At 72.3% G+C, this 21966-nt stretch carries 27 protein-coding genes; 13 read left to right on the plus strand and 14 right to left on the minus strand.

Going from position 1 to position 21966, the window contains the following annotated elements:
* Positions 1–14 precede the first annotated feature (14 nt).
* Genes aroA through FB382_RS04305 form a run of 3 tightly spaced genes read right to left on the minus strand, consistent with a single transcriptional unit; the run spans position 15 to position 3593 of the window.
* Positions 15–1304 (minus strand): 3-phosphoshikimate 1-carboxyvinyltransferase, encoded by a 1290-nt coding sequence (aroA, locus tag FB382_RS04295; protein ID WP_182537094.1) that lies wholly within the window; start codon positions 1302–1304, stop codon positions 15–17.
* 36 nt (positions 1305–1340) lie between these two features.
* Complete coding sequence (locus FB382_RS04300) at positions 1341–1871, minus strand: DoxX family membrane protein (RefSeq protein WP_182537096.1); 531 nt, start codon at positions 1869–1871, stop codon at positions 1341–1343.
* A 39-nt stretch (positions 1872–1910) separates the two neighbouring features.
* A complete protein-coding gene (locus tag FB382_RS04305; RefSeq protein ID WP_182537098.1) occupies positions 1911–3593 on the minus strand; it encodes a sigma-70 family RNA polymerase sigma factor in 1683 nt (560 codons plus the stop codon).
* Positions 3594–3883: 290 nt separating this feature from the next.
* On the opposite strand from FB382_RS04305, the gene FB382_RS04310 reads away from it, so the two are divergent.
* From FB382_RS04310 to rsrA, 5 genes are all read left to right on the plus strand, one after another.
* Complete coding sequence (locus FB382_RS04310; RefSeq protein WP_182537099.1) at positions 3884–4474, plus strand: nucleotidyl cyclase domain-containing protein; 591 nt, start codon at positions 3884–3886, stop codon at positions 4472–4474.
* A 50-nt stretch (positions 4475–4524) separates the two neighbouring features.
* Positions 4525–5289 (plus strand): SOS response-associated peptidase, encoded by a 765-nt coding sequence (locus FB382_RS04315; RefSeq protein ID WP_182537101.1) that lies wholly within the window; start codon positions 4525–4527, stop codon positions 5287–5289.
* Positions 5286–5948, plus strand: a complete 663-nt coding sequence (locus FB382_RS04320; RefSeq protein WP_182537103.1) for an alpha/beta family hydrolase — start codon at positions 5286–5288, stop codon at positions 5946–5948. Before FB382_RS04315 ends, FB382_RS04320 begins: the two co-directional genes overlap by 4 nt.
* Positions 5949–6038: 90 nt before the next feature.
* Entirely contained in the window at positions 6039–6683 is a 645-nt protein-coding gene (locus tag FB382_RS04325; protein ID WP_125035316.1) for a sigma-70 family RNA polymerase sigma factor, read from the plus strand.
* Positions 6680–6961, plus strand: coding sequence for a mycothiol system anti-sigma-R factor (gene rsrA, locus FB382_RS04330; RefSeq protein WP_182537105.1), 282 nt, complete (start codon positions 6680–6682; stop codon positions 6959–6961). The genes FB382_RS04325 and rsrA overlap by 4 nt, the downstream gene beginning before the upstream one ends.
* A gap of 95 nt (positions 6962–7056) precedes the next feature.
* Here rsrA and FB382_RS23065 read toward each other — a convergent pair whose 3' ends face one another.
* From FB382_RS23065 to FB382_RS04350, 5 genes are all read right to left on the minus strand, one after another.
* Positions 7057–7131, minus strand: a complete 75-nt coding sequence (locus tag FB382_RS23065; protein ID WP_369759046.1) for a 50S ribosomal protein bL37 — start codon at positions 7129–7131, stop codon at positions 7057–7059.
* Positions 7132–7214: 83 nt separating this feature from the next.
* Positions 7215–7583, minus strand: coding sequence for a thioesterase family protein (locus FB382_RS04335; protein WP_182537107.1), 369 nt, complete (start codon positions 7581–7583; stop codon positions 7215–7217).
* Entirely contained in the window at positions 7583–8095 is a 513-nt protein-coding gene (locus FB382_RS04340; protein WP_182537109.1) for a GNAT family N-acetyltransferase, read from the minus strand. Before FB382_RS04340 ends, FB382_RS04335 begins: the two co-directional genes overlap by 1 nt.
* Before the next feature lie 7 nt (positions 8096–8102).
* A complete protein-coding gene (locus FB382_RS04345; protein WP_182537111.1) occupies positions 8103–9758 on the minus strand; it encodes an acetolactate synthase in 1656 nt (551 codons plus the stop codon).
* 42 nt (positions 9759–9800) lie between these two features.
* Complete coding sequence (locus FB382_RS04350; protein ID WP_182537113.1) at positions 9801–10652, minus strand: DUF2785 domain-containing protein; 852 nt, start codon at positions 10650–10652, stop codon at positions 9801–9803.
* A gap of 66 nt (positions 10653–10718) precedes the next feature.
* Here FB382_RS04350 and FB382_RS04355 point away from each other — a divergent pair, with 66 nt between their 5' ends.
* Positions 10719–12206, plus strand: a complete 1488-nt coding sequence (locus tag FB382_RS04355) for a histidine kinase N-terminal domain-containing protein (protein WP_182537115.1) — start codon at positions 10719–10721, stop codon at positions 12204–12206.
* A gap of 19 nt (positions 12207–12225) precedes the next feature.
* Here the strand turns inward: FB382_RS04355 and FB382_RS04360 are convergent, their stop codons facing one another.
* Positions 12226–12477, minus strand: coding sequence for a WhiB family transcriptional regulator (locus tag FB382_RS04360; RefSeq protein ID WP_011755173.1), 252 nt, complete (start codon positions 12475–12477; stop codon positions 12226–12228).
* A gap of 235 nt (positions 12478–12712) precedes the next feature.
* Between FB382_RS04360 and FB382_RS04365 the strand changes: the two genes are divergently transcribed.
* Positions 12713–13090, plus strand: a complete 378-nt coding sequence (locus FB382_RS04365; RefSeq protein ID WP_182537117.1) for a hypothetical protein — start codon at positions 12713–12715, stop codon at positions 13088–13090.
* On the opposite strand, the gene FB382_RS04370 is transcribed toward FB382_RS04365, so the two are convergent.
* The 3 genes from FB382_RS04370 to sodN form a co-directional block, all read right to left on the minus strand.
* On the minus strand, positions 13087–13914 hold the full coding sequence (locus FB382_RS04370; RefSeq protein WP_182537119.1) for an RNA polymerase sigma factor SigF: 828 nt from the start codon (positions 13912–13914) through the stop codon (positions 13087–13089). The genes FB382_RS04365 and FB382_RS04370 overlap by 4 nt on opposite strands.
* A 12-nt stretch (positions 13915–13926) precedes the next feature.
* Positions 13927–14328, minus strand: coding sequence for an ATP-binding protein (locus FB382_RS04375; RefSeq protein ID WP_125035325.1), 402 nt, complete (start codon positions 14326–14328; stop codon positions 13927–13929).
* A 232-nt stretch (positions 14329–14560) separates the two neighbouring features.
* Complete coding sequence (gene sodN / locus FB382_RS04380) at positions 14561–14962, minus strand: superoxide dismutase, Ni (RefSeq protein ID WP_125035326.1); 402 nt, start codon at positions 14960–14962, stop codon at positions 14561–14563.
* Between the two features lie 52 nt (positions 14963–15014).
* Between sodN and FB382_RS04385 the strand changes: the two genes are divergently transcribed.
* The 4 genes from FB382_RS04385 (at position 15015) to FB382_RS04400 (ending at position 18412) form a co-directional block, all read left to right on the plus strand.
* A complete protein-coding gene (locus tag FB382_RS04385) occupies positions 15015–15410 on the plus strand; it encodes a S24 family peptidase (RefSeq protein ID WP_182537122.1) in 396 nt (131 codons plus the stop codon).
* Positions 15411–15517: 107 nt separating this feature from the next.
* Complete coding sequence (locus tag FB382_RS04390; protein ID WP_182537124.1) at positions 15518–16738, plus strand: NAD(P)-dependent malic enzyme; 1221 nt, start codon at positions 15518–15520, stop codon at positions 16736–16738.
* Between the two features lie 31 nt (positions 16739–16769).
* Positions 16770–17738: a zinc-binding dehydrogenase gene (locus tag FB382_RS04395; RefSeq protein ID WP_182537125.1), complete on the plus strand. Its 969-nt coding sequence runs from the start codon at positions 16770–16772 to the stop codon at positions 17736–17738.
* Complete coding sequence (locus tag FB382_RS04400) at positions 17735–18412, plus strand: SDR family oxidoreductase (RefSeq protein WP_182537127.1); 678 nt, start codon at positions 17735–17737, stop codon at positions 18410–18412. Before FB382_RS04395 ends, FB382_RS04400 begins: the two co-directional genes overlap by 4 nt.
* On the opposite strand, the gene FB382_RS04405 is transcribed toward FB382_RS04400, so the two are convergent.
* Both FB382_RS04405 and FB382_RS04410 read right to left on the minus strand, forming a co-directional pair.
* The gene (locus FB382_RS04405; protein ID WP_182537129.1) at positions 18399–18926 is read right to left on the minus strand and encodes a nitroreductase family deazaflavin-dependent oxidoreductase; all 528 of its coding nucleotides are present in this window, start codon (positions 18924–18926) and stop codon (positions 18399–18401) included. The genes FB382_RS04400 and FB382_RS04405 overlap by 14 nt on opposite strands.
* Before the next feature lie 27 nt (positions 18927–18953).
* Positions 18954–19574 (minus strand): TetR family transcriptional regulator, encoded by a 621-nt coding sequence (locus FB382_RS04410; protein WP_182537131.1) that lies wholly within the window; start codon positions 19572–19574, stop codon positions 18954–18956.
* Between the two features lie 147 nt (positions 19575–19721).
* On the opposite strand from FB382_RS04410, the gene FB382_RS04415 reads away from it, so the two are divergent.
* Together FB382_RS04415 and FB382_RS04420 are read left to right on the plus strand one after the other, a co-directional pair.
* On the plus strand, positions 19722–20804 hold the full coding sequence (locus FB382_RS04415; RefSeq protein ID WP_182537133.1) for a ferredoxin reductase: 1083 nt from the start codon (positions 19722–19724) through the stop codon (positions 20802–20804).
* Positions 20805–20815: 11 nt separating this feature from the next.
* Positions 20816–21964 carry a fatty acid desaturase family protein gene (locus tag FB382_RS04420; protein ID WP_182537135.1) on the plus strand — a complete coding sequence of 383 codons (1149 nt, stop codon included), beginning with the start codon at positions 20816–20818 and terminating at the stop codon, positions 21962–21964.
* Positions 21965–21966: the final 2 nt, after the last annotated feature.

The raw sequence follows: 21966 nt of genomic DNA on the forward strand, positions 1-21966 counted from the left end.
TGCGTGCTCCGCTCTCACAGCAGGCCCGACCAGAAGGCGGCGAAGTCGGGGAACGTCTTGGCCGTGGTGGCGACGTTCTCGACCAGGACACCGTCGACCGCGGCACCGACGATGACGCCGGCGTGGGCCATCCGGTGGTCGGCGTAGGTGTGGAAGACGCCGCCGTGCAGGGCCGCCGGCCGGATCTCCAGCCCGTCGGGGTGCTCGGTGACGTCGGAGCCCAGGGCGCCGAGCTCGGTGGCCAGGGCCGCGAGCCGGTCGGTCTCGTGCCCGCGGATGTGCGCGATCCCGCGCAGGTGCGAGGGGGAGCCGGCCAGTGCGCAGAGAGCGGCCACGGCGGGGGCCAGCTCGCCGACGTCGTGCAGGTCCACGTCGATGCCCTCGAGCGTGCCGGTGCCGGTGACCCGCAGGCCCTCGTCGACGCGGGCCACGTCGCAGCCCATCCGCGCCAGGATCTCGCGGAGCGCGTCGCCGGCCTGGGTGGTCTCCCGGGGCCAGTCCCGCACCGTCACCGAGCCGCCGGAGACGGCGGCCAGGGCCAGGAACGGCGCGGCATTGGACAGATCAGGCTCGATGACGTGGTCGACAGCGCGGATCGGACCCGGGGCGACGGCCCAGCGGTTCGCGTCGGAGTCGTCGACCTCGACGCCGTGCTCGCGCAGCATCGCGACGGTCATGTCGATGTGGGGGAGCGAGGGGACGGCCCCAGAATTCGGACCCTGCCCGTCGTGGCGCACGTCGACCCCGCGGTCGTAGCGCGCCCCCGCCAGCAGCAGCGCCGAGATGAACTGCGAGGACGCCGACGCGTCGACCACGACCGTGCCGCCGGGGACCGCGCCCGTGCCGTGCACGGTGAAGGGCAGGGCACCGCGGTCCTCGTCCTCGACGGCCACGCCGAGGTGGCGCAGGGCTCCGAGGACCTCGCCGATGGGGCGGGTGCGCATGTGGGGGTCGCCGTCGAAGGCGACCGAGCCGGTGCTGAGCCCCGCCACCGGCGGGACGAAGCGCATCACCGTGCCGGCCAGGCCGCAGTCGACCTTCACGTCACCGCCGAACGGTCCGGGCGTGACCGCCCAGTCCGCCCCGGAGGTGTCGACGTGTGACCCCAGCGCTGTCAGAGCGGCCGCCATCAGTGTGGTGTCACGCGAGCGCAGGGCCCGGCGGACGACCGAGGGACCCTCGGCGAGGGCGGCCAGCACGAGTGCGCGGTTGGTGAGCGACTTGCTGCCGGGCAGGGAGACGACGGCGTCGACGGGTGCGGAGGCACGCGGCGCGGGCCAGGGGTCGGCAGGGGCGGTCGTCACCCCCGCACCCTATCGACGCGGGATGAACGGTGAGGTTCAGTGCACCTGTGCGGCCACGAGCTTCGCCTCACGGCGTGCGGTGGCGGCGAGATGCTTCGCCTCGCGGCGTGCGTCCTTGGCGGCCCGACGGGTGCGCCACGCGACGCCCGGCTTCCCCTCGGTGTCGACGCCGGCGAGGATCAGGCCGCCGACCATGGAGAGGTTCTTGAAGAAGTGCAGCTCCTGGGCCTTGCGGGCGGCCTTGTCCTTCTCCTTCCAGAAGGGGTGGCCCGCGAACGTGGTCGGGGCCAGCGAGGCCAGCAGGACGGTCGAGGCGGTCCGCGGGGCCTTGCCGGTGGCGAGTGCGGCGGCGGCGCCGAGCTGGATCGCGGCGTTGATCCGGACCAGCGTCACCGGGTCCTCCGGGATCGGCAGCTGGGGCAAGGCCTTGTGGGCGAGCGGCACGATCTTCTCGGTGACCGGGGCGGCCTTGGGGCCGAGAGCCTGGGCGTTCTTGAGGGCGCTCACCGCGCCGACGAAGAAGGCGGAGGCGAGGAGCGGGCGTGCGATCAGTCGCGTGACGGTCATGCCCCCTTCCTACACGATGCGTCGGAAGGCCTGCTCGCCTCAGCGGGTGAGGACGACGGTCGCGGTGTTGTCCGACGGGTCGCTCTCGACGGCGTCCCCGTCGGGCACGACCGTGAACGTGAGCGCCACCGACGACAGCTGCAACGGCACGACGTGGAACTTGTACGACGTCGAACCCGGCGTCACCGCGCAGGTGGCCTCGCCCAGCTCGAGCGGCGAGCACCCGTGGTCCAGCACCAGCGTGACGGCCGCGCCGTCCGAGGTGAGCCGCAGGGTGGCGGTGTGGTCGGACGGCAGGCCCGCCACGTCGACGTACACGTGGAAGGCGGCGCCACCCGACTTCACCGACGCCTGCACCGACAGGTCCATCGACGGCGGACCCGGCTCGCTGGGCGGCGGGCTGGTCGGCGGGCTGGTGGGTGGCGACGAGGGCGGCGACGAGGGCGGGTGCGACGGGGGAGAGGAGGGCGGGTGCGACGGCGGGTTGGACGGCTGGCCCGACGGACCTCCCGAAGGACCGCCCGAAGGACCGCCCGACGGCCCACCCGAGGGCGGGGTCATGGGCGGGACGCCCGGCACGGTGCCCGGTGGCACGCCGGGCGTGGGCAGGGTGACCGGGGGCAGGACGGGCACGCCGCCCACGACCCCGACCGGCGACCCGCTCGACGAACCGGACGGCCCGCCAGACGGCGCGGCAGCGGTCTTCCCGGCCGGGCTCCCGGCGCCCGCGCTCGCGGACGCACCCGGGCCTGTCGTGACCACGTCGCCGGCCTGCAGGCTCGCCGGTCCGGTGCCGTGCTGCAGCGTCACGAAGGCGGCACCCCCGATGACCACGGTCGCGGCCACGCCGGCCACCGCGGTCGCGGCACCGTTGCCGGCCACGGTGTGGCGGACCCGGCCGAGCAGCACCGCCACCGCGCCCTTCGCGGCCACGGTGCCGGCCGAGCCGACGTACGCCGCTGCGGCACCGCCGAGGACCAGCGGGCCGAGGATGCCGGCGAGGTTGGAGTTGACCTCGGTGAGCTCGAGGTAGATCGCCATGCACCGGCGGCAGTCCTCGAGGTGGCCCTCGACCTTCGTGGCGTCGCGGCGCGAGACGCCGCCGCGGATGTAGGCGCCGAGGTGCTCGTGGGTCCAGGTGCAGGTGCCGTCCTCGGTCTCCTGGACGTGCATCGACAAGAAGGCCTGCCGCAGGCCCTCACGGGCCCGGTAGGCGAGCGCGGAGACGGAGTTGGGGCTCATGCCGAGCAGGAGGGCGATCTCCGCCGGCTTCGAGCCCTCGACCTCGGTGTGCCACAGCACGGTCTGCCACCGCTCGGGCAGCGACGCGAAGGCCCTGGCCGCGGTGGCGTTCTCGAAGCCCTCGACCGCCGTGTCGCGGAAGGGTACGCCCGGGTCGAAGGGCGTCAGGTCGTCGGTGCTGTGCAGCCGGGAGGTGGCCCGGATCCGGTCGACGTGCAGGCGGCGTACGGCGGTGAGCAGGTAGGCGCGGAACGCGAGGTCGGGCCCGCCGCCGCGCTGCAGGACGCCGAGCACCTTGGCGAAGGCGTCCGAGACGAGGTCGTCGACCTCGCCGGCGCTGACGATCTGCCGGGCCAGTCGGCGCGCGGCCTCGACGTGGCGGGACCACAGCATCCCGTAGGCGTCGACGTCGCCCCCGCGGACGGCCGAGATCAGCTCGGCGTCCCCGGGCTCGTCGAGCAACGGGAGCAGGTGGCTCATGCAGGTCCAACGGTCGAGTCGGCGAAAGATCACGCCTGTGGGATCACCTCTCTGTCCTACCACTGGTCCAGACCTTCACCAAGACAAGAAAAACCGCGTCATGGACGACGGGGAGGTCCGTCCCTCATGTGTCGACGGGACCAGTGGAGGAGCAGCCGATGGGGATCTTCGCGACGCGCACGCGTCCGGGTGACCCGGGCGGCACCGAAGCAAGGGAGATGTCGCTTCGTTTCGAAGCGGTCGGGGATGCCCTTGCTTCGGGCTCGTCCCCTGTCGACGCATGCACGGTCGTGGGCCAGGGACTGGCCCAGGACGGGATCTCGCTCGCGGAGGCCCTGGACGGCCTGCGTGCGACGTACCGCCGGTTCAGGAGAGGGGACCCGGACTACGTCGCCACGCAGGCCGTCGCCGTGGCCTGGAGCGAGGCGACGCTCGGCTACCTGCACACGCTCTCCTGCGAGGACCCGATGACCGGGCTCGCCAGCCACGCGCACCTGCGCAGCCGGCTGACGGAGGTCTACCGCGCCCGCAGCCACGGCCATCCCGAGGTCCGCGACACGCACGCGCTGGTCATGCTCGACGCGCCATGGGGGCCGGACGGTGGTCCCGGGGACGTGCTCACGCACGCCTTCCGGGCCCACCGTCTCGGCGTGGCCGCCCGCACCGTCTTCGCCGGCGGCGAGACGGTGGCCCGTCTCGGGTCGAGCCGGGTCGTTACGCTCGCCTCCCGTGACGGGCACCTCGGCCAGCGGGTCGGGCTGCTCAAGCGCCTGCTCGTCGGCTCCGCCGGCGTCGGGGACGGCGTCCGGGTCTGGATCGAGGGACTGCCGGGCGACGACGACGCGGCCGCGCTGCTGCTCGACGAGCTCACCCGCCACTGACCCGGCACTGACCAGCCCTCACCGGGGGCGGCGGTCCGTAGGCTGGCCCCATGTGCGGCCGCTACGCCTCCAGCAGGCGCCCCGAGGACCTCATCGAGGAGTTCGAGGTCGTCGAGTCGCGGGTCCCGACCCCGCTCGAGCCCGACTACAACGTCGCCCCCACCAAGGAGGTGTACGCCGTCGTCGAACGGCCGCCGTCGAAGGAGAGCGAGGAGCCTCCCGAGCGCCAGCTCCGCGTGCTGACGTGGGGTCTGGTCCCGTCGTGGGCCAAGGATCCCTCGATCGGCAACCGGATGATCAACGCCCGCATGGAGACCGTGGCCGAGAAGCCGGCCTACAAGCGCGCCTTCGCCCGACGGCGCTGCCTGCTCCCCGCCGACGGCTACTTCGAGTGGTACCCCACCTCGCAGCTGACCCAGGCGGGCAAGCCCCGCAAGCAGCCCTTCTTCATCCGCCCGAAGGACCACGGCGTCCTGGCGATGGCAGGGCTCTACGAGATCTGGCGCGACCCGTCGAAGGCCGACGACGACCCCGACCGGTTCCGCTGGACCTGCACGGTGATCACGACCGACGCCGAGGACTCCGTGGGCCACATCCACGACCGGATGCCGCTGATGGTCGAGCGCGACCGCTGGCACGAGTGGCTGGACCCGACCGTCGAGGGACAGGGCAACCTGCTCGACCTGCTGGTGCCGGCGGCCCCGGGCCAGCTCGAGGCCTACCCCGTCTCGACCCTGGTCAGCAACGTGCGCAACAACGGGCCGGAGCTCGTCGAGCCGCTGCCGCTCGACGACGTCCCGGAGCAGCTCCGGTGACCCGCGTCGAGCGGGTCGTGGCCACCCCGCACGGCGACGCCCGGCTCGTCACCGACCGGGCCCGCAGCCCCGTGGCGACGCTGCTGCTCAGCCACGGTGCCGGCAACGGCATCGACACCCGCGACCTCGAGGCGCTCGCCCACCACCTGCCGCGCAACGGCGTGACCGTGGTGCGGCTCGAGCAGCCGTGGAAGGTCTCCGGCCGCAAGGTCGCCACCCCGCCGGCCACCCTCGACGCGGCGCTGGTCGCGGCGTCCGACCAGCTCCGCGTCCGCACCCCCCTCGTGGTGGGAGGGCGCTCCGCCGGCGCACGCTCCGCGGCCCGCTGTGCCAAGGGCCTCGGTGCCGTCGGCTGCCTCGCACTCGCCTTTCCGCTGCACCCGCCCGGCAGGCCGGAGAAGTCGCGGCTGGCCGAGCTCGAGGGCGCCGGCGTGCCGATCCTGGTCATCCAGGGGGAGCGCGACACGATGGGCCGCCCCGAGGAGTTCCCCGCCTCGCTGCGCCACGGCCTGGACCTCGCCGTCGTCCCCGGCGGCGACCACGGGCTGAAGGTGCCGGCCCGCGGCCCGGTCAGCCAGGACGAGGCGCTGGAGATCGTGGTCGAGGCGACGCTGGAGTGGATCGTGCGCGAGGTCGCCGGGAATGGCCGCTCCACCTGAGGTGTTCCAGATGTCGTGCTAGCCGTCATCGAACACCCGATCGCCAGCGTCCCGGCGTCGCGTCTGGACCCCGCCCTAGACTGGGACGCGATGACTGACTCCCTGAACGCGACGCCGGACGACGAGGCCGTCGTCGACCCCGCGACCGAGACCGACGAGGAGCGCTCGCTGCGCTTCGAGCGCGACGCGCTGCCCTTCCTCGACCCGCTCTACTCGGCGGCGATGCGGATGACCCGCAACCCCGCCGACGCCGAGGACCTGGTCCAGGAGACCTTCGCGAAGGCCTACTCGTCGTTCCACCAGTTCCGGCCCGGCACCAACCTCAAGGCGTGGCTGTACCGGATCCTCACCAACACCTTCATCAACACCTACCGCAAGAAGCAGCGCCAGCCGCAGCAGTCGATGTCCGAGGACGTCGAGGACTGGCAGCTGGCTCGTGCCGAGTCGCACTCCTCGACGGGCCTGAAGTCCGCCGAGATGGAGGCCCTCGAGCACCTGCCCGACTCGCAGGTCAAGGACGCCCTGCAGCGGCTCCCCGAGGAGTTCCGCCTGGCCGTCTACCTCGCCGACGTCGAGGGCTTCGCCTACAAGGAGATCGCCGAGATCATGGACACCCCCATCGGCACCGTGATGAGTCGCCTGCACCGCGGGCGACGCCAGCTGCGCGACATGCTGTCGGACTACGTCCGCGCCAACGACCTCCTCCCCATCGGCCGGGACGGAGCGGACAAGTGACCCACAGCCACGGCTCCGACGAGCCCACCAGCACCGAGTGCGCCGAGTACCTCGAGCGCATCGTCTACTTCCTCGACAACGAGCTCGACGAGGCCGACTGCTCGGTCGTCCGGGCCCACCTCGACACCTGCAACCCGTGCCTGGAGAAGTACGACCTCCAGCGCACCGTCAAGGCCGTCGTCGCCCGCTCCTGCTCGGAGGCCGCGCCCGACGACCTGCGCCAGCGCGTGATGTTCCGGCTGCGCGAGGTGCAGGTGCAGATCACCCGCGAAGGCTGATCGACTCGGCGCAACTGCCGGGCCCGACATGCAACGAGCCCCCTCACCGTGACGGTGTGGGGGCTCAGTGCATTGCTGCGTGGTGCAGCTGGCGCTCAGGCGTTGGGGCGCTTGCCGTGGTTCGCGCCCTTCTTCTTCCGAGCGCGGCGCTTGCGGCCGGTCTTGCCCATGGTGTTCTCCTCCGAATCGGTGTCGACCCGCGAGAGGGCCACGGGTCAGTCTCTCAAAGGTTCGGCGATCAGGCGAAATCGGGTCAGAGTCGACCCAGGAATCGCTCGGCGTCGACGACCACGCGGGTGACCTCGCCGGAGGCGACGACCTTGCCGCCCTGCCCGTGCCGCGCCGCCACCACGAAGCGCACCAGCCGGCCGTCGGCGTACGACGCCGTCGCGGTCACCTCGACCTCGGCCCCGACCGGGCTCGCGGCGAGGTGCTCGAGCTGGATGCGGGTGCCCACGCTGGTCGATCCGTCGGCCAGCGTGGGGTCGATCGCGGCGCAGGTGGCCGCCTCGCACCAGGCGAGGAGCCGCGGCGTGCCGAGCACGGGCAGGCTGCCCGAGCCGACGGCGGCGGCCGTGTCGTCGTCGGTGACCGTGAACGTCAGCGTCGCGGCGAGATCCATCAGGGCCTCCCGTGCGCGACCGGGACGAGGGGGACCCGGAAGGCGATCAGGTGCACGCCCGGGATCGGGTCGAAGTCGCGCTCGGGGAGCCGGGTGAAGCCGAGGCGGTCGTAGAGGCGGTGGGCGGCGGTCATCTGGGGGAGGCTGGAGATCGCGACGCCGCGGCAGCCCTCGCCGGCGAACCGGTCCAGGCAGAGCCGGACCAGCGCCTCGCCGACGCCCTGTCCCTGGGCCTGCGGCGCCACCGCCAGCATCCGGAACTCGCCCTCGTCCTCGGTCGAGATCTCGCGCCAGGGCGAGCCCGGGGGACAGAGCGTCACGCAGCCGAGCAGGTCGGCGTCGTCGCTGTCGGCGGTGGCGACCCAGAGCTCGGCCTCGCGGTCGCGGGTCCCGGCGTCGCGCAGCCGGGCGATGTAGGGGTCGGCGGGTCCGAGCGTGAACGGGGCGTACGCCGCGACGGTGACGTCGCCGGCGCGCTCGTGGTCGGCCGGGGTGGCCCTCCTGATCCGCATGCCGGCCTCAGATCCCGAAGGTCGCGCGGGGGTAGGCCGCCTCGACGTCGGTGATGACGTTGACGAGGTAGGGCACGCCGGAGGCGAACGCGCGGTCGAGCGCGGGCCCGACGTGGCGCGGGTCGGTGACGGTCTCCCCGGCGCCGCCCAGGGCCTTCACCACCTCGTCGTAGCGGGTCCGGGGCGCCAGGTCGGCGGCCACGTCGTAGCCGTAGAGCATCTGCATCGGGCCCTTCTCCAGGCCCCACGCGGAGTTGTTGCCCATCACCATCACGACCGGCAGGCCGTGGCGGACCAGCGTGTCGACGTCCATCAACGAGAAGCCGGCGGCTCCGTCGCCGAGCAGCAGCACGACCTGGGCGTCGGGGCGGGCGATCCGGGCGGCGATGGCCGAGCCGAGGCCGGCGCCGAGGCAGCCGTAGGGCCCGGGGTCGAGCCAGCCGCCGGGCCTCTTCGGCTCGACGAACTTGCCGGCGAAGGAGACGAAGTCGCCGCCGTCGCCGATGACCACGGCGTCCTCGGCCAGCCGTGGCACCAGCTCGCCGTAGATCCGGGCGGGGTGGATCGGGTCGGCCTCGGCCCGGAGCAGGGCGAGGTCGCGCTCGGTCGCGGCGCGGACGGTGTCCTGGAGCCCCGTGACCCACGCGGACCAGTCCGGCCGGCGCTGTTGGCGCTCGAGCGCCGTCAGCAGGCCGTCGAACACCGAGGTCAGGTCACCGGCGACCGACGCCGCGAGCTCGGCGTGCCCGGCGACCTGGCCGGGGGAGTCGGCGACGTGCACGACCGCGGCCGCCTGCGCGCCGTCCTTGCCGCCGAAGACGCCGTAGCCGAGCCGGAAGTCGAGGGGGGTGCCGACCACGACGACCAGGTCGGCGGTGCCGAGTGCCTGGCCGCGCGCCTTGGTGACGAGCAGCGGGTGGCCGCCGGGCACGACGCCCCGCCCCATCCCGTTGGTGATCGCGGGGATCCCCACGGCCTCGACGAAGCGCAGGGCGGCGACCTCGGCGCCGTCGGCCCAGACGTCGGTGCCGAGCACCAGGGTCGGCCGTTCGGCCGCCGCCAGCAGCGCGGCGATCCGGTCGAGCGCGTCGGTGTCCGGCTCGGTGCCGGGCATCCGACGGGCCGTCGGCGCCGGACCCGACGCGGAGTTGAAGAGCTCGTCCATCGGCACGTCGACGAAGACCGGGCCGCGGTGCGAGGAGCCGGCGACGCAGAACGCCTCGTCCAGCCCGGGGAGCACGTCGCCCGCCGTCGGCAGCGTGCGCGCCAGCTTGGACACGGACGCGACGATCGGGGGCTGGTCGAGCTCCTGGAGGCTTCCGGAGCCCCAGCGGTTCTGCGGGGCACGACCGCCCACCACGACCATCGGCGAGCCCGCGAACTGCGCCTGGGCGATCGCGCTGACCCCGTTGGTGACGCCCGGGCCGGCGGTGAGGACGGCCAGCCCCGGCACCCGGGTCAGCTTGCCCGTGGCCTCGGCGGCGAAGGCGGCGGTCTGCTCGTGGCGCACGTCGAGCAGCCGCATCGGCGGGTCGGCCTTCACGGCACCGTCGTACATCGGGAAGACGTGCGCGCCCGAGAGGGTGAACATGGTCTCGACACCGTGGGCGCGGGCCACCGCCACCGCGAGCTCGCCGGCGTGGCCGCTGAGGTCCTCACTCATGTGACGCAGGTTACCGACTGGTACCCACCATGAGGGAGCGGGTCAGCCGGCGGCCGGGCCGAGGTAGTGCGGGTTGCTCGCCTTGAGTGCGTCGACCAGCACGAGCAGCAGGTCGGAGCGGACGACCGGCGGGTTCGGTGCGAGCGCAAGCTGCAGGTAGAGCGCGCGCAGGAAGATCTGGGCGTTGCCGCCGAGCAGGTGCGGGTCGCGGTCGTCGTAGGAGCCGAGGGTGCCCGCGGCGGCGGCGATCCGGGCGATCCACGGCTCGAGGACGCGCAGGGGGACCGCGTTGCGGCGCAGGACCGCCATCGTGGCCATCGCCAGCCGGTCGCCCTCGCCGTTGGTGAACAGTGCGTCCACGGGCAGCAGGAGCCGGTCGGCGATGACGTCGAGGATGACGGTCAGCTCGGGAGTCGCGACGTGGGGGGAGCGGGCCAGCACGCCGAGCGCGTCGGCGCCGTGGGCCACGGCGTGCGCCCAGCCCTTGCCGGGGACGAAGCCGCGGGTGTCCTTCTCTCGCAGCAGCCAGGTGGCGATCCGGTCGCCCCACTCGAGGATCTTGCCGCCGGCCAGCAGCGGCCGCCCGTTGTCGCGCTCGATGCACTCGGCCAGCACCAGCGCCGAGAAGCTGCGGCGGAAGACGGTGTCGGTGTCCTTCTCGCCGATCCCGACCCGCAGGCCCGCGGCCATCCCGTCGCCGAGCCCGTTGAGCAGGTCGTCGTAGACGCCGCGCTCGATCCAGGTGACGAGCGTGGGGTAGGCCGTGCCGTCGCGCAGGGCGGGGTCCGTGGACCCCAGCATCCGGGTCAGCTCGGCTGTGAGGTCGTCGAGGGGCCGGTCCGACGGGACGGCGAGCCCGTCGGCGTGGACCTGCTTCCAGTACGACCCCGACATGGCGCACATCCTGCCAAGAGCGCTCCCGACACGCCCAACCGGACCGGGGGTGACAAACTCGGCAACGTGCCATCGCTCACCGACCTCGTCCGCAGCCACACGGACCTCGACGACGAGGACGTCGCCTGGGTGCAGCTGCTCCAGGCCGACTGGCAGATCATCGCGGACCTCTCGTTCGCCGACCTGGTGCTCTGGCTGCCCGACCGCGAGGGCAAGGGCTACTGGGCGGGCGCCCAGATGCGCCCCACGACCGGCCCCACGGCGTACGTCGACGACGTGGTCGGGACGTTCGTCCCCATCGGCCGGCGGCCGCTGCTCGACGCGGCGTACTCCCAGGGCCGCCTGGTCCGGGAGGGCGACCCCGAGTGGCGCGACGACGTGCCGGTGCGGGTCGAGACGATCCCGGTGCGCCGGGCCGGCCGCGTGATCGCGGTGGTCGCGCGCAACACCAACCTGCTCGGCGTCCGGACGCCGAGCCGCCTCGAGCTGAGCTACCTGCAGACCGCGGCCGACCTGACCCAGATGATCGCCAACGGCTACTTCCCGGCCCCGGGGCAGCGCAGCGACCACGCCGACTCACCCCGGGTGGGCGATGGCTTCCTCCGCGTCGATGCGCAAGGCCGGGTCGTCTACGCCTCGCCCAACGCGCTGTCGGTCTACCGGCGCCTGGGGCTGGGCGGCGACCTGGCGGGCCTCTCGCTGGCCGACACGACGCGCGAGCTGGTGCCGCCGCGGCGCCGCCCCGACGAGGAGACGCTGAGCGCCGTCCTGGGCGGGCGCGCCCACCGCGACACCGAGCTCGGGACCGACGGCGACGGCGGGGTGTCCCTGATCGTCCGGTCGATCCCGCTGCGGCCCTCCGGCGACCACATCGGCGCCCTGGTGCTGGTGCGCGACGTGACGGACCTCCGTCGCCGGGACCGCGAGCTGGTCACCAAGGACGCCACGATCCGCGAGATCCACCACCGCGTGAAGAACAACCTGCAGACCGTGGCCGCGCTGCTGCGGCTGCAGGCGCGCCGGATGGACTCCGAGGCCGGCCGCGCCGCCCTCGAGGAGGCCGTGCGCCGGGTCGGGTCGATCGCGATCGTCCACGAGACCCTCAGCACCGCCGTCGAGGAGCAGGTCGAGTTCGACGAGATCGCCGACCGGCTGGGGCGCATGGTCACCGAGGTCAGCGCGGTCGGCGACCGGGTGCGGGTGCGCCGCGACGGCACCTTCGGCGTGCTGCGCTCCGAGGTCGCCACCGCGCTCGCGATGGTGCTCACCGAGGTGCTCCAGAACGCCGTCGAGCACGGCTACGACGCCTCCGACGACCCCGATGATCCGGTGGTCGGGGAGATCGTCGTGACCGTGCGCCGGATCGTGGGCCGGCTGCACCTCACCGTCGACGACGACGGGCGGGGGCTGCCGGCCGGGTTCGACCTGGACGGGTCGACGAACCTGGGGCTCTCGATCGTGCGGACCCTGGTCGAGTCCGAGCTCGGGGGTCAGCTGTCGTTGGGGTCGACGGCCTCCGGCACGCGCGCGGAGGTCGACGTACCCCTCGAGTGAGCGGGGGTGAGGGGGAGGGTCAGGCGGTGCGGACGCGGGCGCGGGCGTTGCGACGCTTGAGAGCGCGACGCTCGTCCTCGCTCAGGCCGCCCCAGACACCGTGGTCCTGGCCAGCCTCGAGCGCCCACGCGAGGCACTGTTCGCGCACCTCGCAGCGTCGGCACACCTGCTTGGCCTCCTCGATCTGGAGGATGGCCGGACCGGTGTTGCCGATCGGGAAGAACAGCTCCGGGTCCTCGTCGAGACAGGCGGAACGGTGGCGCCAATCCATGGCTGGGGGATCCCTCTTTCCTTCTACGTCCGTACAGGTCAGGAGCACTCACTGCCCTGCGGGCGCGCGTGTACGACGGGCACAACGATGTGAAAGCGTTCACGAGCGCGTCGTCTAGCGTGGCAACCTTTGGACCGTTAAACAACCCCTGGGGCCCGGTTCCTTTGGTCACGAGCGTCACACCGGGGTCTCCCCGCGTGGTTCACGCCCGGATCAGGCTCTCTAGGCTAGCGGGGTGAATGCCTCGGCCACCGACACCCCCGCCCCCCTCGTGGTGGCCGCCTCGCTGGTGGCCGTCGAGGGCATCGTCCTCGCCCTGCTCGGGATCCTGGAGCTGTTCAGCCTCTCGTCGGACCGCGTCGTCATGGGTGTCACCACCACGCTCTTCTTCATCGCGTACGGCGCGTTCCTGGTCGCCTGCGGGTGGTCGGTGCACCGGCGCCGGTCCTGGGCGCGCAGCCCGATCGTGCTGACCCAGCTGATCATGCTCGGCCTCGCCTGGAACTACCGCGACGTGCCTGTGCTGGCCGCCGGTCTGGCGATCGTGGCGTTGGTCGTCGTGGTCGGCATGCTGCACCCCGACAGCATCGAGGCGCTCTCCGACGAGAGCTAGCCCGACTCCTCCTCGAGCGAGGCCCGCAGCTGCTCGAGGGTCCGGTTGAGCAGGCGGGAGACGTGCATCTGCGAGACGCCGATCTCCTCGGCGATCTGCGACTGCGTCATGTTCTTGAAGAACCGGAGCAGCAGGATCTTCTTCTCGCGCTGGTCCAGCCGGTCGAGCAGCGGCTTGATCGACTCACGGATCTCGACATGGGCCAGCCCCGCGTCGTCGATGCCGATCGCGTCGAGCATGGTGGCCGCCCCGTCCTCGTTGTCGTCGCTGGCGTCCAGCGACAGGGTCGAGTAGGCGTTGCTCGACTCGATGCCCTCGATGATCTCCTCGACCGTGCAGCCGATCGCCTCGGCGAGCTCGCGCGGGGTGGGGGAGCGGCCCAGCGACTGGGTCAGCTCCGCGCCGGCCGCGCCGATCTGCATGCGCAGCTCCTGGAGCCGGCGCGGCACCCGGATCGCCCAGCCCTTGTCGCGGAAGTAGCGCTTGATCTCGCCGATGATCGTCGGGGTCGCGTACGTCGAGAACTCCACGCCGCGGTCGCTGTCGAACCGGTCGATGGACTTGATCAGGCCGATCGTGCCGACCTGGACGAGGTCCTCGAAGGGTTCGCCGCGGTTGCGGAAGCGACGCGCGCAGTGCTCGACGAGCGGCAGGTGCAGGTGCACCAGGTCGTCGCGGGCGCCGTCGCGCGCGCTCTGCGGGGCACCCTCGTCACGGAACACGTCGAAGAGCTCCGCGCTGCGTCGGCGTGTGAGCTCGACGCCCGTGGGAGGCGGGTCCGTGAGGATGCCGTCGTCCCGGGTCGTCTCCCCGTTGGTGGTCATCGCAGGGTCACGTCAGAGTTCGGCCCCGAGGTGACCCGACTCCATGGTCAGGCTCACGGTGAAGCGTCCGGAGCCGGCCTCGGCCTCGGCGCTGGTCGCCAGCGTGGTCAGCACCTGCCACGCGAAGCTGTCGTAGTCCGGCTCCACGGCGGCCTGCGAGGAGCTGACGCCGACGGTCACCGTGAGCTCGCCGGGCCGCATGTAGAACTGGCACAGCAGGTCGGAGGCCTCGTCGGCCTCCGGCAGGACCATGGCGCTGGCCTCGCCGACGGCGATGCGGAGGTCCTCGATGTCGTCCATCGTGAAGTCGAGCCGTGCCGCGAGTCCGGCAGTGGTCGTCCGCAGCACGGAGACGTAGGCGCCGTCGGCGGGGAGCCTGAGCTCCACGTCCGCGCGCTGCCCGGGGTCTGACATTGGTCGCCGTCCTTCGTCGGGGGATACACCCGAACACTAGTCGGGGCCGGTCACTGGGTGGTGTACCCAGCAACCGGCCCCGCCATGTGTCGCGGTGCGAACGGCCTTGTGTTTCTCGGCTCCTCGCCGACTTCGCAAGCTCAGTCGGCGACAGGTGACCTGTGGTCACCGAGAGCGGTGTTGTCCTCGCTGCGCTCGGACAACCTTGAGACGGCGAAGGCTTTCGCTGCGCTCAAGCCTTCTTGGTCTCCCAAAAAATTTCCGCGATCTCGTCGATCTTCGCTAGCAGCTCGTCGGCCTTGGCCGCGTCGAGCTCGCCCTTGGTGCCCGAGGCACCCGCCAGCTTGGTGGCCTCGTTCACGAGGGTGTGCAGCTGGGGGTACTTCTCGAAGTGCGGCGGCTTGAAGTAGTCGGTCCACAGCACCCACAGGTGGTGCTTGACCAGCTCGGAGCGCTGCTCCTTGATCAGGACCGCGCGGGTGCGGAAGTCGGGGTCGTTGTTGTCGGCGACCTTGGCGATGATGGCCTTGATCGACTCGGCCTCGATGCGGGCCTGGGCGGGGTCGTAGACGCCGCAGGGCAGGTCGCAGTGGGCGGAGACCTCGACAGTGGGGGCGAACAGTCGCTCGAACATCCAGTGTCCTCTCGTACTCGTCTTGGCTGGCTCGGCTGCGACACTACTCCGCGTGCCACACCGTCCACACCCGGTGCCCCCGGGCTCCCGACCGGCCGCTCCCGTGCGGCCGATCGGCCTCGCCCGGGTCCGGGGGGAGTCGATGCTGCCGACGCTGCGGCCCGGGGACCTGCTGCTCGTCCGGTACGCCGCGCGCGTGCGGCCCGGCGCGCTGGTGCTGGCCACGTTCGCCGACGGCACCCTCGCGGTGAAGCGGGCGGCCTCCCGGCGGGAGACCCGGAGCGGAGCGCCGGGCTGGTGGCTGGAGTCGGACAACCCCGAGCAGGGCGTCGACTCGCGGCACCGCGGCCCGGTCGCGGACGTCGACGTGCACGCCGTCGTGCTCGCGCGGGTGTGGCCGCGGCCGTGGACGGACCTCCGGCGGGTGTCGAGGCCTGTGCCAGACTGATCGGCAGGGAGACCCCCCGGTCCACGCAGTTCCGCGAACCACCCGTTCCGCGTCGAGCTGGGCCACCACCATCCCCCGTACGCCTGAGCCGAAAGTCAGAAGTGGTCATGGTTGCAGCAGAGTCCGATGCCCAGCAGGGTGGCGCGGGAGGCGGCAGGGCGCCGCACCCGCACGCCGGCGAGCCGGTGTTCGACCTGCACGTGGGCGGCAAGATGGAGATCGTCTCGACGGTGGCCCTGAACGGGCCCGACGAGCTGTCGCTGGCCTATACGCCCGGCGTCGCCCAGGTCTGCGAGGCGATCGCCGCCGACCCGAGCCTGACCCAGCACTACACGTGGGTGCCCAACACGGTCGCCGTCGTCACGGACGGGACGGCCGTGCTCGGCCTCGGCGACATCGGCCCCGCCGCCGCGATGCCGGTCATGGAGGGCAAGGCCGTGCTGTTCAAGCAGTTCGGCGGCGTCGACGCCATCCCGATCTGCCTGGACACGACCGACACCGAGGAGATCATCGAGACCGTCGCCCGGCTGGCCCCCAGCTTCGGCGGCATCAACCTCGAGGACATCTCGGCGCCGCGCTGCTTCGAGATCGAGGAGCGCCTCAAGGAGCGCCTCGACATCCCCGTCTTCCACGACGACCAGCACGGCACCGCCGTGGTCGCGCTCGCCGCGCTGCAGAACGCCCTGCGCCTGACCGGCCGCAACCCCGAGTCGACCCGCGTGGTCATCTCGGGTGCCGGGGCCGCGGGCGTCGCGGTGGCCCGGATCCTGCTCGAGGCCGGCATCAAGGACCTCGCCGTCACCGACCGCAAGGGCGTGCTCCACTCCTCGCGCGGCGACCTCACACCCGTCAAGAAGGCCCTCGCGGTCGACACCGCCGACCACTTCGGCCGCTCCGGCTCGCTGGCGGACGTGCTCGTCGGCGCCGACGTCTACATCGGCGTCTCTGGCGGCACGGTGCCCGAGGAGTACGTCGCCACGATGGCCGCCGACTCGATCATCTTCGGCCTGGCCAACCCCACGCCCGAGGTGCACCCCGACGTCGCCCACCGGCACGCACGGGTGGTCGCCACCGGGCGCTCGGACTTCCCCAACCAGATCAACAACGTGCTGGCGTTCCCGGGCATCTTCCGCGGTGCCTTCGACGTGCACGCCACCGCGATCACCGAGAACATGAAGCTCGCGGCTGCGGACGCGCTCGCCCAGCTCGTCGGTGACGACCTGGCCGAGGACCACATCATCCCCTCGCCGTTCGACCCCCGGGTCGGCCCGGCGGTGTCCGCCGCCGTCGCGGCGGCCGCACGGCGAGACGGTGTCGCCCGGCGCTGAGCAGCGCCTGCGGACTCGATAGGTTCGGGGAATGTTCGCCGTCTACGCCGACAAGTTCTCCTCCGACGACCCGCTGTCCGCCCTCGTGGTGGGGGAGCGCCCCGACCCGGTCGCCCCCGACGGGTGGACGACCGTCACGGTCAAGGCCGCCTCGCTGAACCACCACGACCTCTGGTCCCTGCGCGGCGTCGGCCTGCGCGAGGAGGCGCTGCCGATGATCCTGGGCTGCGACGCGGCCGGGTACGACGAGGACGGCAACGAGGTCGTCGTCCACGCCGTCGTGAGCGATCCGTCGTGGACCGGTGACGAGACCCTCGACCCGAAGCGCTCGCTGCTCTCCGAGCGGCACCAGGGCACCTTCGCCGACAAGGTCGTCGTGCCGCGCGGCAACGTGGTCCCCAAGCCCGCGTCGATGTCCTTCGCCGAGGCCGCGTGCCTGCCGACCGCCTGGCTGACGGCCTACCGGATGCTCTTCACCCAGGGTGACCTCAAGGCCGGCGACACCGTGCTGGTCCAGGGCGCGGGCGGCGGCGTCGCGACCGCGCTGATCATCCTGGCCCGCGCCGGCGGCCTGAAGGTGCTGGCCACCAGCCGCGACGAGGGCAAGCGGGCCAGGGCGCTCGAGATCGGTGCCCACGAGGTCTTCGAGTCCGGCGCCCGGCTGCCCGTGAAGGTCGACGCCGTCATGGAGACCGTCGGCCGCGCCACCTGGTCGCACTCCATTCGTGCCCTGCGCCCCGGCGGCAAGATCGTCATCTCCGGCACCACCTCGGGACCCCAGCTCGACGACGCCGAGCTGACCCGCATCTTCTTCCTGCAGCTGAGCGTCATCGGCTCCACGATGGGCACCCGCGGCGAGCTGGCCTCGCTGGTCAGCCTGCTCGACGCGTCGGGCGCGCGGCCGCTCGTCGACCGCACGCTGCCGATGGACGAGGCCCGCGACGGCTTCGCGGCGATGGCCGAGGGCGACGTCTTCGGCAAGATCGTCTTCACGCGATGACGAAGATCCACCTGCTGACCGGGGCCGGCTCGGGCATCGGCGCCGTCCTCGCCCAGCGGCTGCTCGAGCGTGGCGACGACGTGATCGCGTTGGCCCGCTCCGAGGAGCGGGCGCAGGAGCTCGCGGCCGACCTCCCCGGTGTCACGACCGTGGTCGCCGACCTCGCGTTCCCGGAGTCGGTCGAGTCGCTGTCGCTGCCCCATGCCCTCGACTCCGTCGTGCACGCGGCGGGTGTGGTCGACCTCGGCCCGGTCGCCGAGCTCGACGTCGAGTCCTGGACGACCCAGCTCAGGGTCAACCTGGTGGCGCCGGCGGCGCTGACCCGGGTCGCGCTGTCCGCACTCCGGGCCGCCCGCGGCACGGTGGTCTTCGTCAACTCCGGCGCCGGGCTGGCCGCCCACCCGCAGTGGGCGGCGTACGCCGCCTCCAAGCACGGCCTGCGCGCCCTGGCCGACGCCCTGCGCGGCGAGGAGGCCGAGTGCGGCGTGCGGGTCACCTCGGTCTACCCCGGTCGGACGGCGACGCCCATGCAGGAGCAGGTGCACGCCCAGGAGGGCAAGGACTACGACCCCGGGGCGTGGATCCGCCCGGAGACGGTGGCCGAGGCGATCCTCGGCGTGCTGGACCTGGGTCCGGACGCGACGGTGCCGGACCTGACGATCAGGCCGCGGTGAGGGGCTCGAGGACGAAGACCCGGATCCGGCGCAGGTTGCCGATCCGCTCCCGGTAGTTGCGGTAGCCCATGTAGAACTCCCCGGCCAGCGCGAAGATCTCGTCGGCCTCCGCCGCCGTCGCGGGCCGCGCGATGACGTCCCGGCTGGTCCCGCGGTAGCTGACGGTCGCCCTGGGCTCGGCCTCGAGGTTGAGCGCCCAGGCCGGCGTCGACTCCTGGCCGAAGTTGGTGCCCAGCAGCGCCAGGGTGCCGTCGTAGGGCGTCGCGATGAGGTGGCTGGTCCGGCGCTGGCCCGACTTGCGGCCGGTGGTCGTGAGGTCGAGGACAGCCAGTCCGGAGAGCAGCCACGGCGCGCTCTGGCGGCCGTGGGTGACGCGCTCGATCGCGTTGTCCATGTGGCGCAGGGTACGCGAGAAGAACCAGCCCCCGGCGCGCGTGCCGCCGACCCAGCGCATCGCGCGGTGGACGGGGTTCCCGGAGGTGTGGCGGTAGTCGAGGTCCGCGGCGAGTCCCATGTGCGGAGGCTAGCCCCGGCGGAGCGACTACGTCCGCGACTTCCAGTGCAGGGCGCCGACGAGCACCATCCGCAGCTGGGTGCGGGCCGTCTCCACGATCTGCCGCTGGGTGTCGGCCCGCTGGGGTGCGCTGAGGATGGCCTCGGCCGTGGCGACCATGGCCATCACGATCAGGTTGGACAGGATGCGCAGGTCCTCCGCCGACCAGGCCGTCGTGCCGGGCAGCCGGGCCAGGTCGGTGGCGAGCTCGCGCTCGCAGAGCTCGATCTCGTGGCGGATCGCCTCGCGCACGGCCGGGGGGCCGGCGCCGCGCTCGCGGGCGATGAACAGGAAGTGCGCGCGCTGCTGGTGCACGTGCTGGACGAGGATGTCGATCGACAGGTCGACGATGTCGGCGTACGACGGATCGCCCCGGCGGATGTCGCGCAGCATCGCGCGCAGCGACACGAAGGACTCGTCGACGAGCGCGAGCCCGAGCGCCTCGATGGAGTCGAAGTGCCGGTAGAACGCGGTCGGCACGATGCCGACCTCCTTGGCGACCTGACGCAGCGAGAGGGCGACCAGGCTGCTGTCCTCGCAGAGGCCGAGCGCGGCGTCGAGGATCGCGCGGCGCGTGCGCTCCTTGCGTTCACCCCGGGTCTCGGCCATGTGTCCGATGTTAGACCCGGGTGAACGTGTGTACCGCGTCTCACGGACGAGTGCGCAGGGTCACGCGCCCTTTCCTTGACCGTACCGCTGGTACGCGGAGATAGTTTGAGTGAACGCATGTTCACTCAAACTTGGAAGGAGGCAGGCATGAGCATCACGGGAACGCTGCTCCGCTCGAGGGCCCTCGCGGCCCTGACCTCGCCCCACGGGGTGGACCGCTACCTCGAGCAGGTGAACCCGATGTGGGCCGCGCACGAGGTGCGTGCCCGCATCGTCGACGTGCACCGCGAGGTGGACGTCCCGGGGCACCCGCCGGTCGCGACGATCACGCTCCAGCCCACCTCGACGTGGCGCGGGCACCGCGCCGGCCAGCACGTCCAGCTCGGCGTCGAGTTCGACGGTGCCCGGCGCACGACGCGCGTCTTCACCGTCTCGAGCCCGGACTCGCGCCACGGCGACCGCTTCACGATCACCCTGCGGGCGAACCCCGAGGGGGTGGTGTCGCGGTACCTCGTCGAGCGGGCAACGCCCGGCACGATGGTCCACCTCTCGCAGGCGCAGGGCGAGTTCGTGCTGCCCGACCACGTGCCCGACCACGTCCTGTTCATCTCCGGCGGGAGCGGCATCACGCCGGTGATGTCGATGCTGCGCTCCCTGCAGCGTCGCACCCACCGCGGTCGGGTCACGTTCGTCCACTACGCCCAGAGCCCCGACCACCAGATCTTCGCCGCCGAGCTCGAGGAGATCCGTCGCAGCGGCCACGGCATCGACGTGCACCTGCTGCACCCGGAGCTCGGCGACCCGGCCCTGTCGCCGGCCTGGCTCGGGCGGCTCGTGCCGGGCTACCGGGACGTGCCCACCTGGGCCTGCGGGCCCGCGCCGCTCATCGAGGCCGTGCAGGCGGCGTACGACGGCTCCGAGGCCCTCCGGGTGGAGTACTTCAAGCCACCCCGGGTCCGAGCGAGCGAGGACGGCTCGACCGGCGAGGTCGCCTTCAGCCGATCCGGCAAGGCCGCGCCCAACACCGGCGCCTCGCTGCTCGAGCAGGCCGAGGCCCTGGGACTGCGGCCCGAGTTCGGCTGCCGCATGGGCATCTGCTTCTCCTGCACCTCACGCAAGACCGAGGGCACCGTCCGCAACGTCCTGACCGGCGAGGAGAGCTCGCTGCCGGACGAGGACATCCGTATCTGCGTCTCCGCTCCCGTCGGCGACTGCGCCGTCGCACTCTGAGAGGAACCACCATGACCACCCAGACGACCAGCACTGACACGACCCACCAGGTCTCGGCAGGCTCGACCAGCGAGATCGACCTCGACGCGTTCGGCGCCGAGCTGGACGCCATCCGCCAGCGCGTCATCGCCGACCTCGGCGAGGAGGACGCGGCCTACATCCGCACGGTCGTGAAGACCCAGCGCGGCTTCGAGGTGGCCGGGCGTGCGCTGTTCTACCTGCCGCCCGCCTGGCCGCTGGCCGTGGCTGCCCTGAGCGTCTCCAAGATCCTGGACAACATGGAGATCGGCCACAACGTCATGCACGGGCAGTACGACTGGATGGGCGACCCGGGCCTGAACTCCCGGATGTACGAGTGGGACACGATGTGCCCCAGCGAGCAGTGGAAGTTCTCGCACAACTACATCCACCACACCTACACCAACATCCTCGGCAAGGACCGCGACATCGGCTACGGCATCCTGCGGATGGACGAGGACCAGGAGTGGCGGCCCTACTACCTGGGCAACCCGCTCTACGCGACGCTGCTCATGCTCGGCTTCGAGTGGGGTGTCGCGCTGCACGACCTGGAGTTCGACCGGATCATGGCCGGCGAGAAGACCTGGGCCGAGACCAAGCACCTGCACCGCGGCCTGCTGCGCAAGATCCGCAACCAGACGCTGAAGGACTACGTGCTCTTCCCGGCGCTGACCGGCCCGCTGTTCCCCGCGACGCTGGCGGGCAACGCCCTGGCCAACCTGATCCGCAACATCTGGACGTTCAACATCATCTTCTGCGGCCACTTCCCGGCCGGCGTCTCGACGTTCTCCCAGGAGGAGTGCGAGGACGAGTCGCGCGGTCACTGGTACTACCGGCAGCTGCTCGGCTCGGCCAACATCACGGGCAGCAAGCTCTTCCACGTGATGACCGGCAACCTCAGCCACCAGATCGAGCACCACCTGTTCCCCGACATCCCCGCGCGTCGCTACCCCGAGATCGCCGTCGAGGTCCGGGAGATCTGCGAGCGCTACGGGATCGCCTACAACTCCGGCCCGCTCGGCAGGCAGCTCGGGTCCGTGGCGCGCAAGATCTGCCGGCTCGCGCTCCCGGACCGGCTCGGGCGCCGGGCGGCGCGGTCCCGCCCGTCGGAAGACGTTGTCGGCTCGTCGCTGGCCGCGTGAGG

The sequence above is a fragment of the Nocardioides ginsengisegetis genome (assembly GCF_014138045.1).
GTDB classification, from domain to species: domain Bacteria; phylum Actinomycetota; class Actinomycetes; order Propionibacteriales; family Nocardioidaceae; genus Nocardioides; species Nocardioides ginsengisegetis.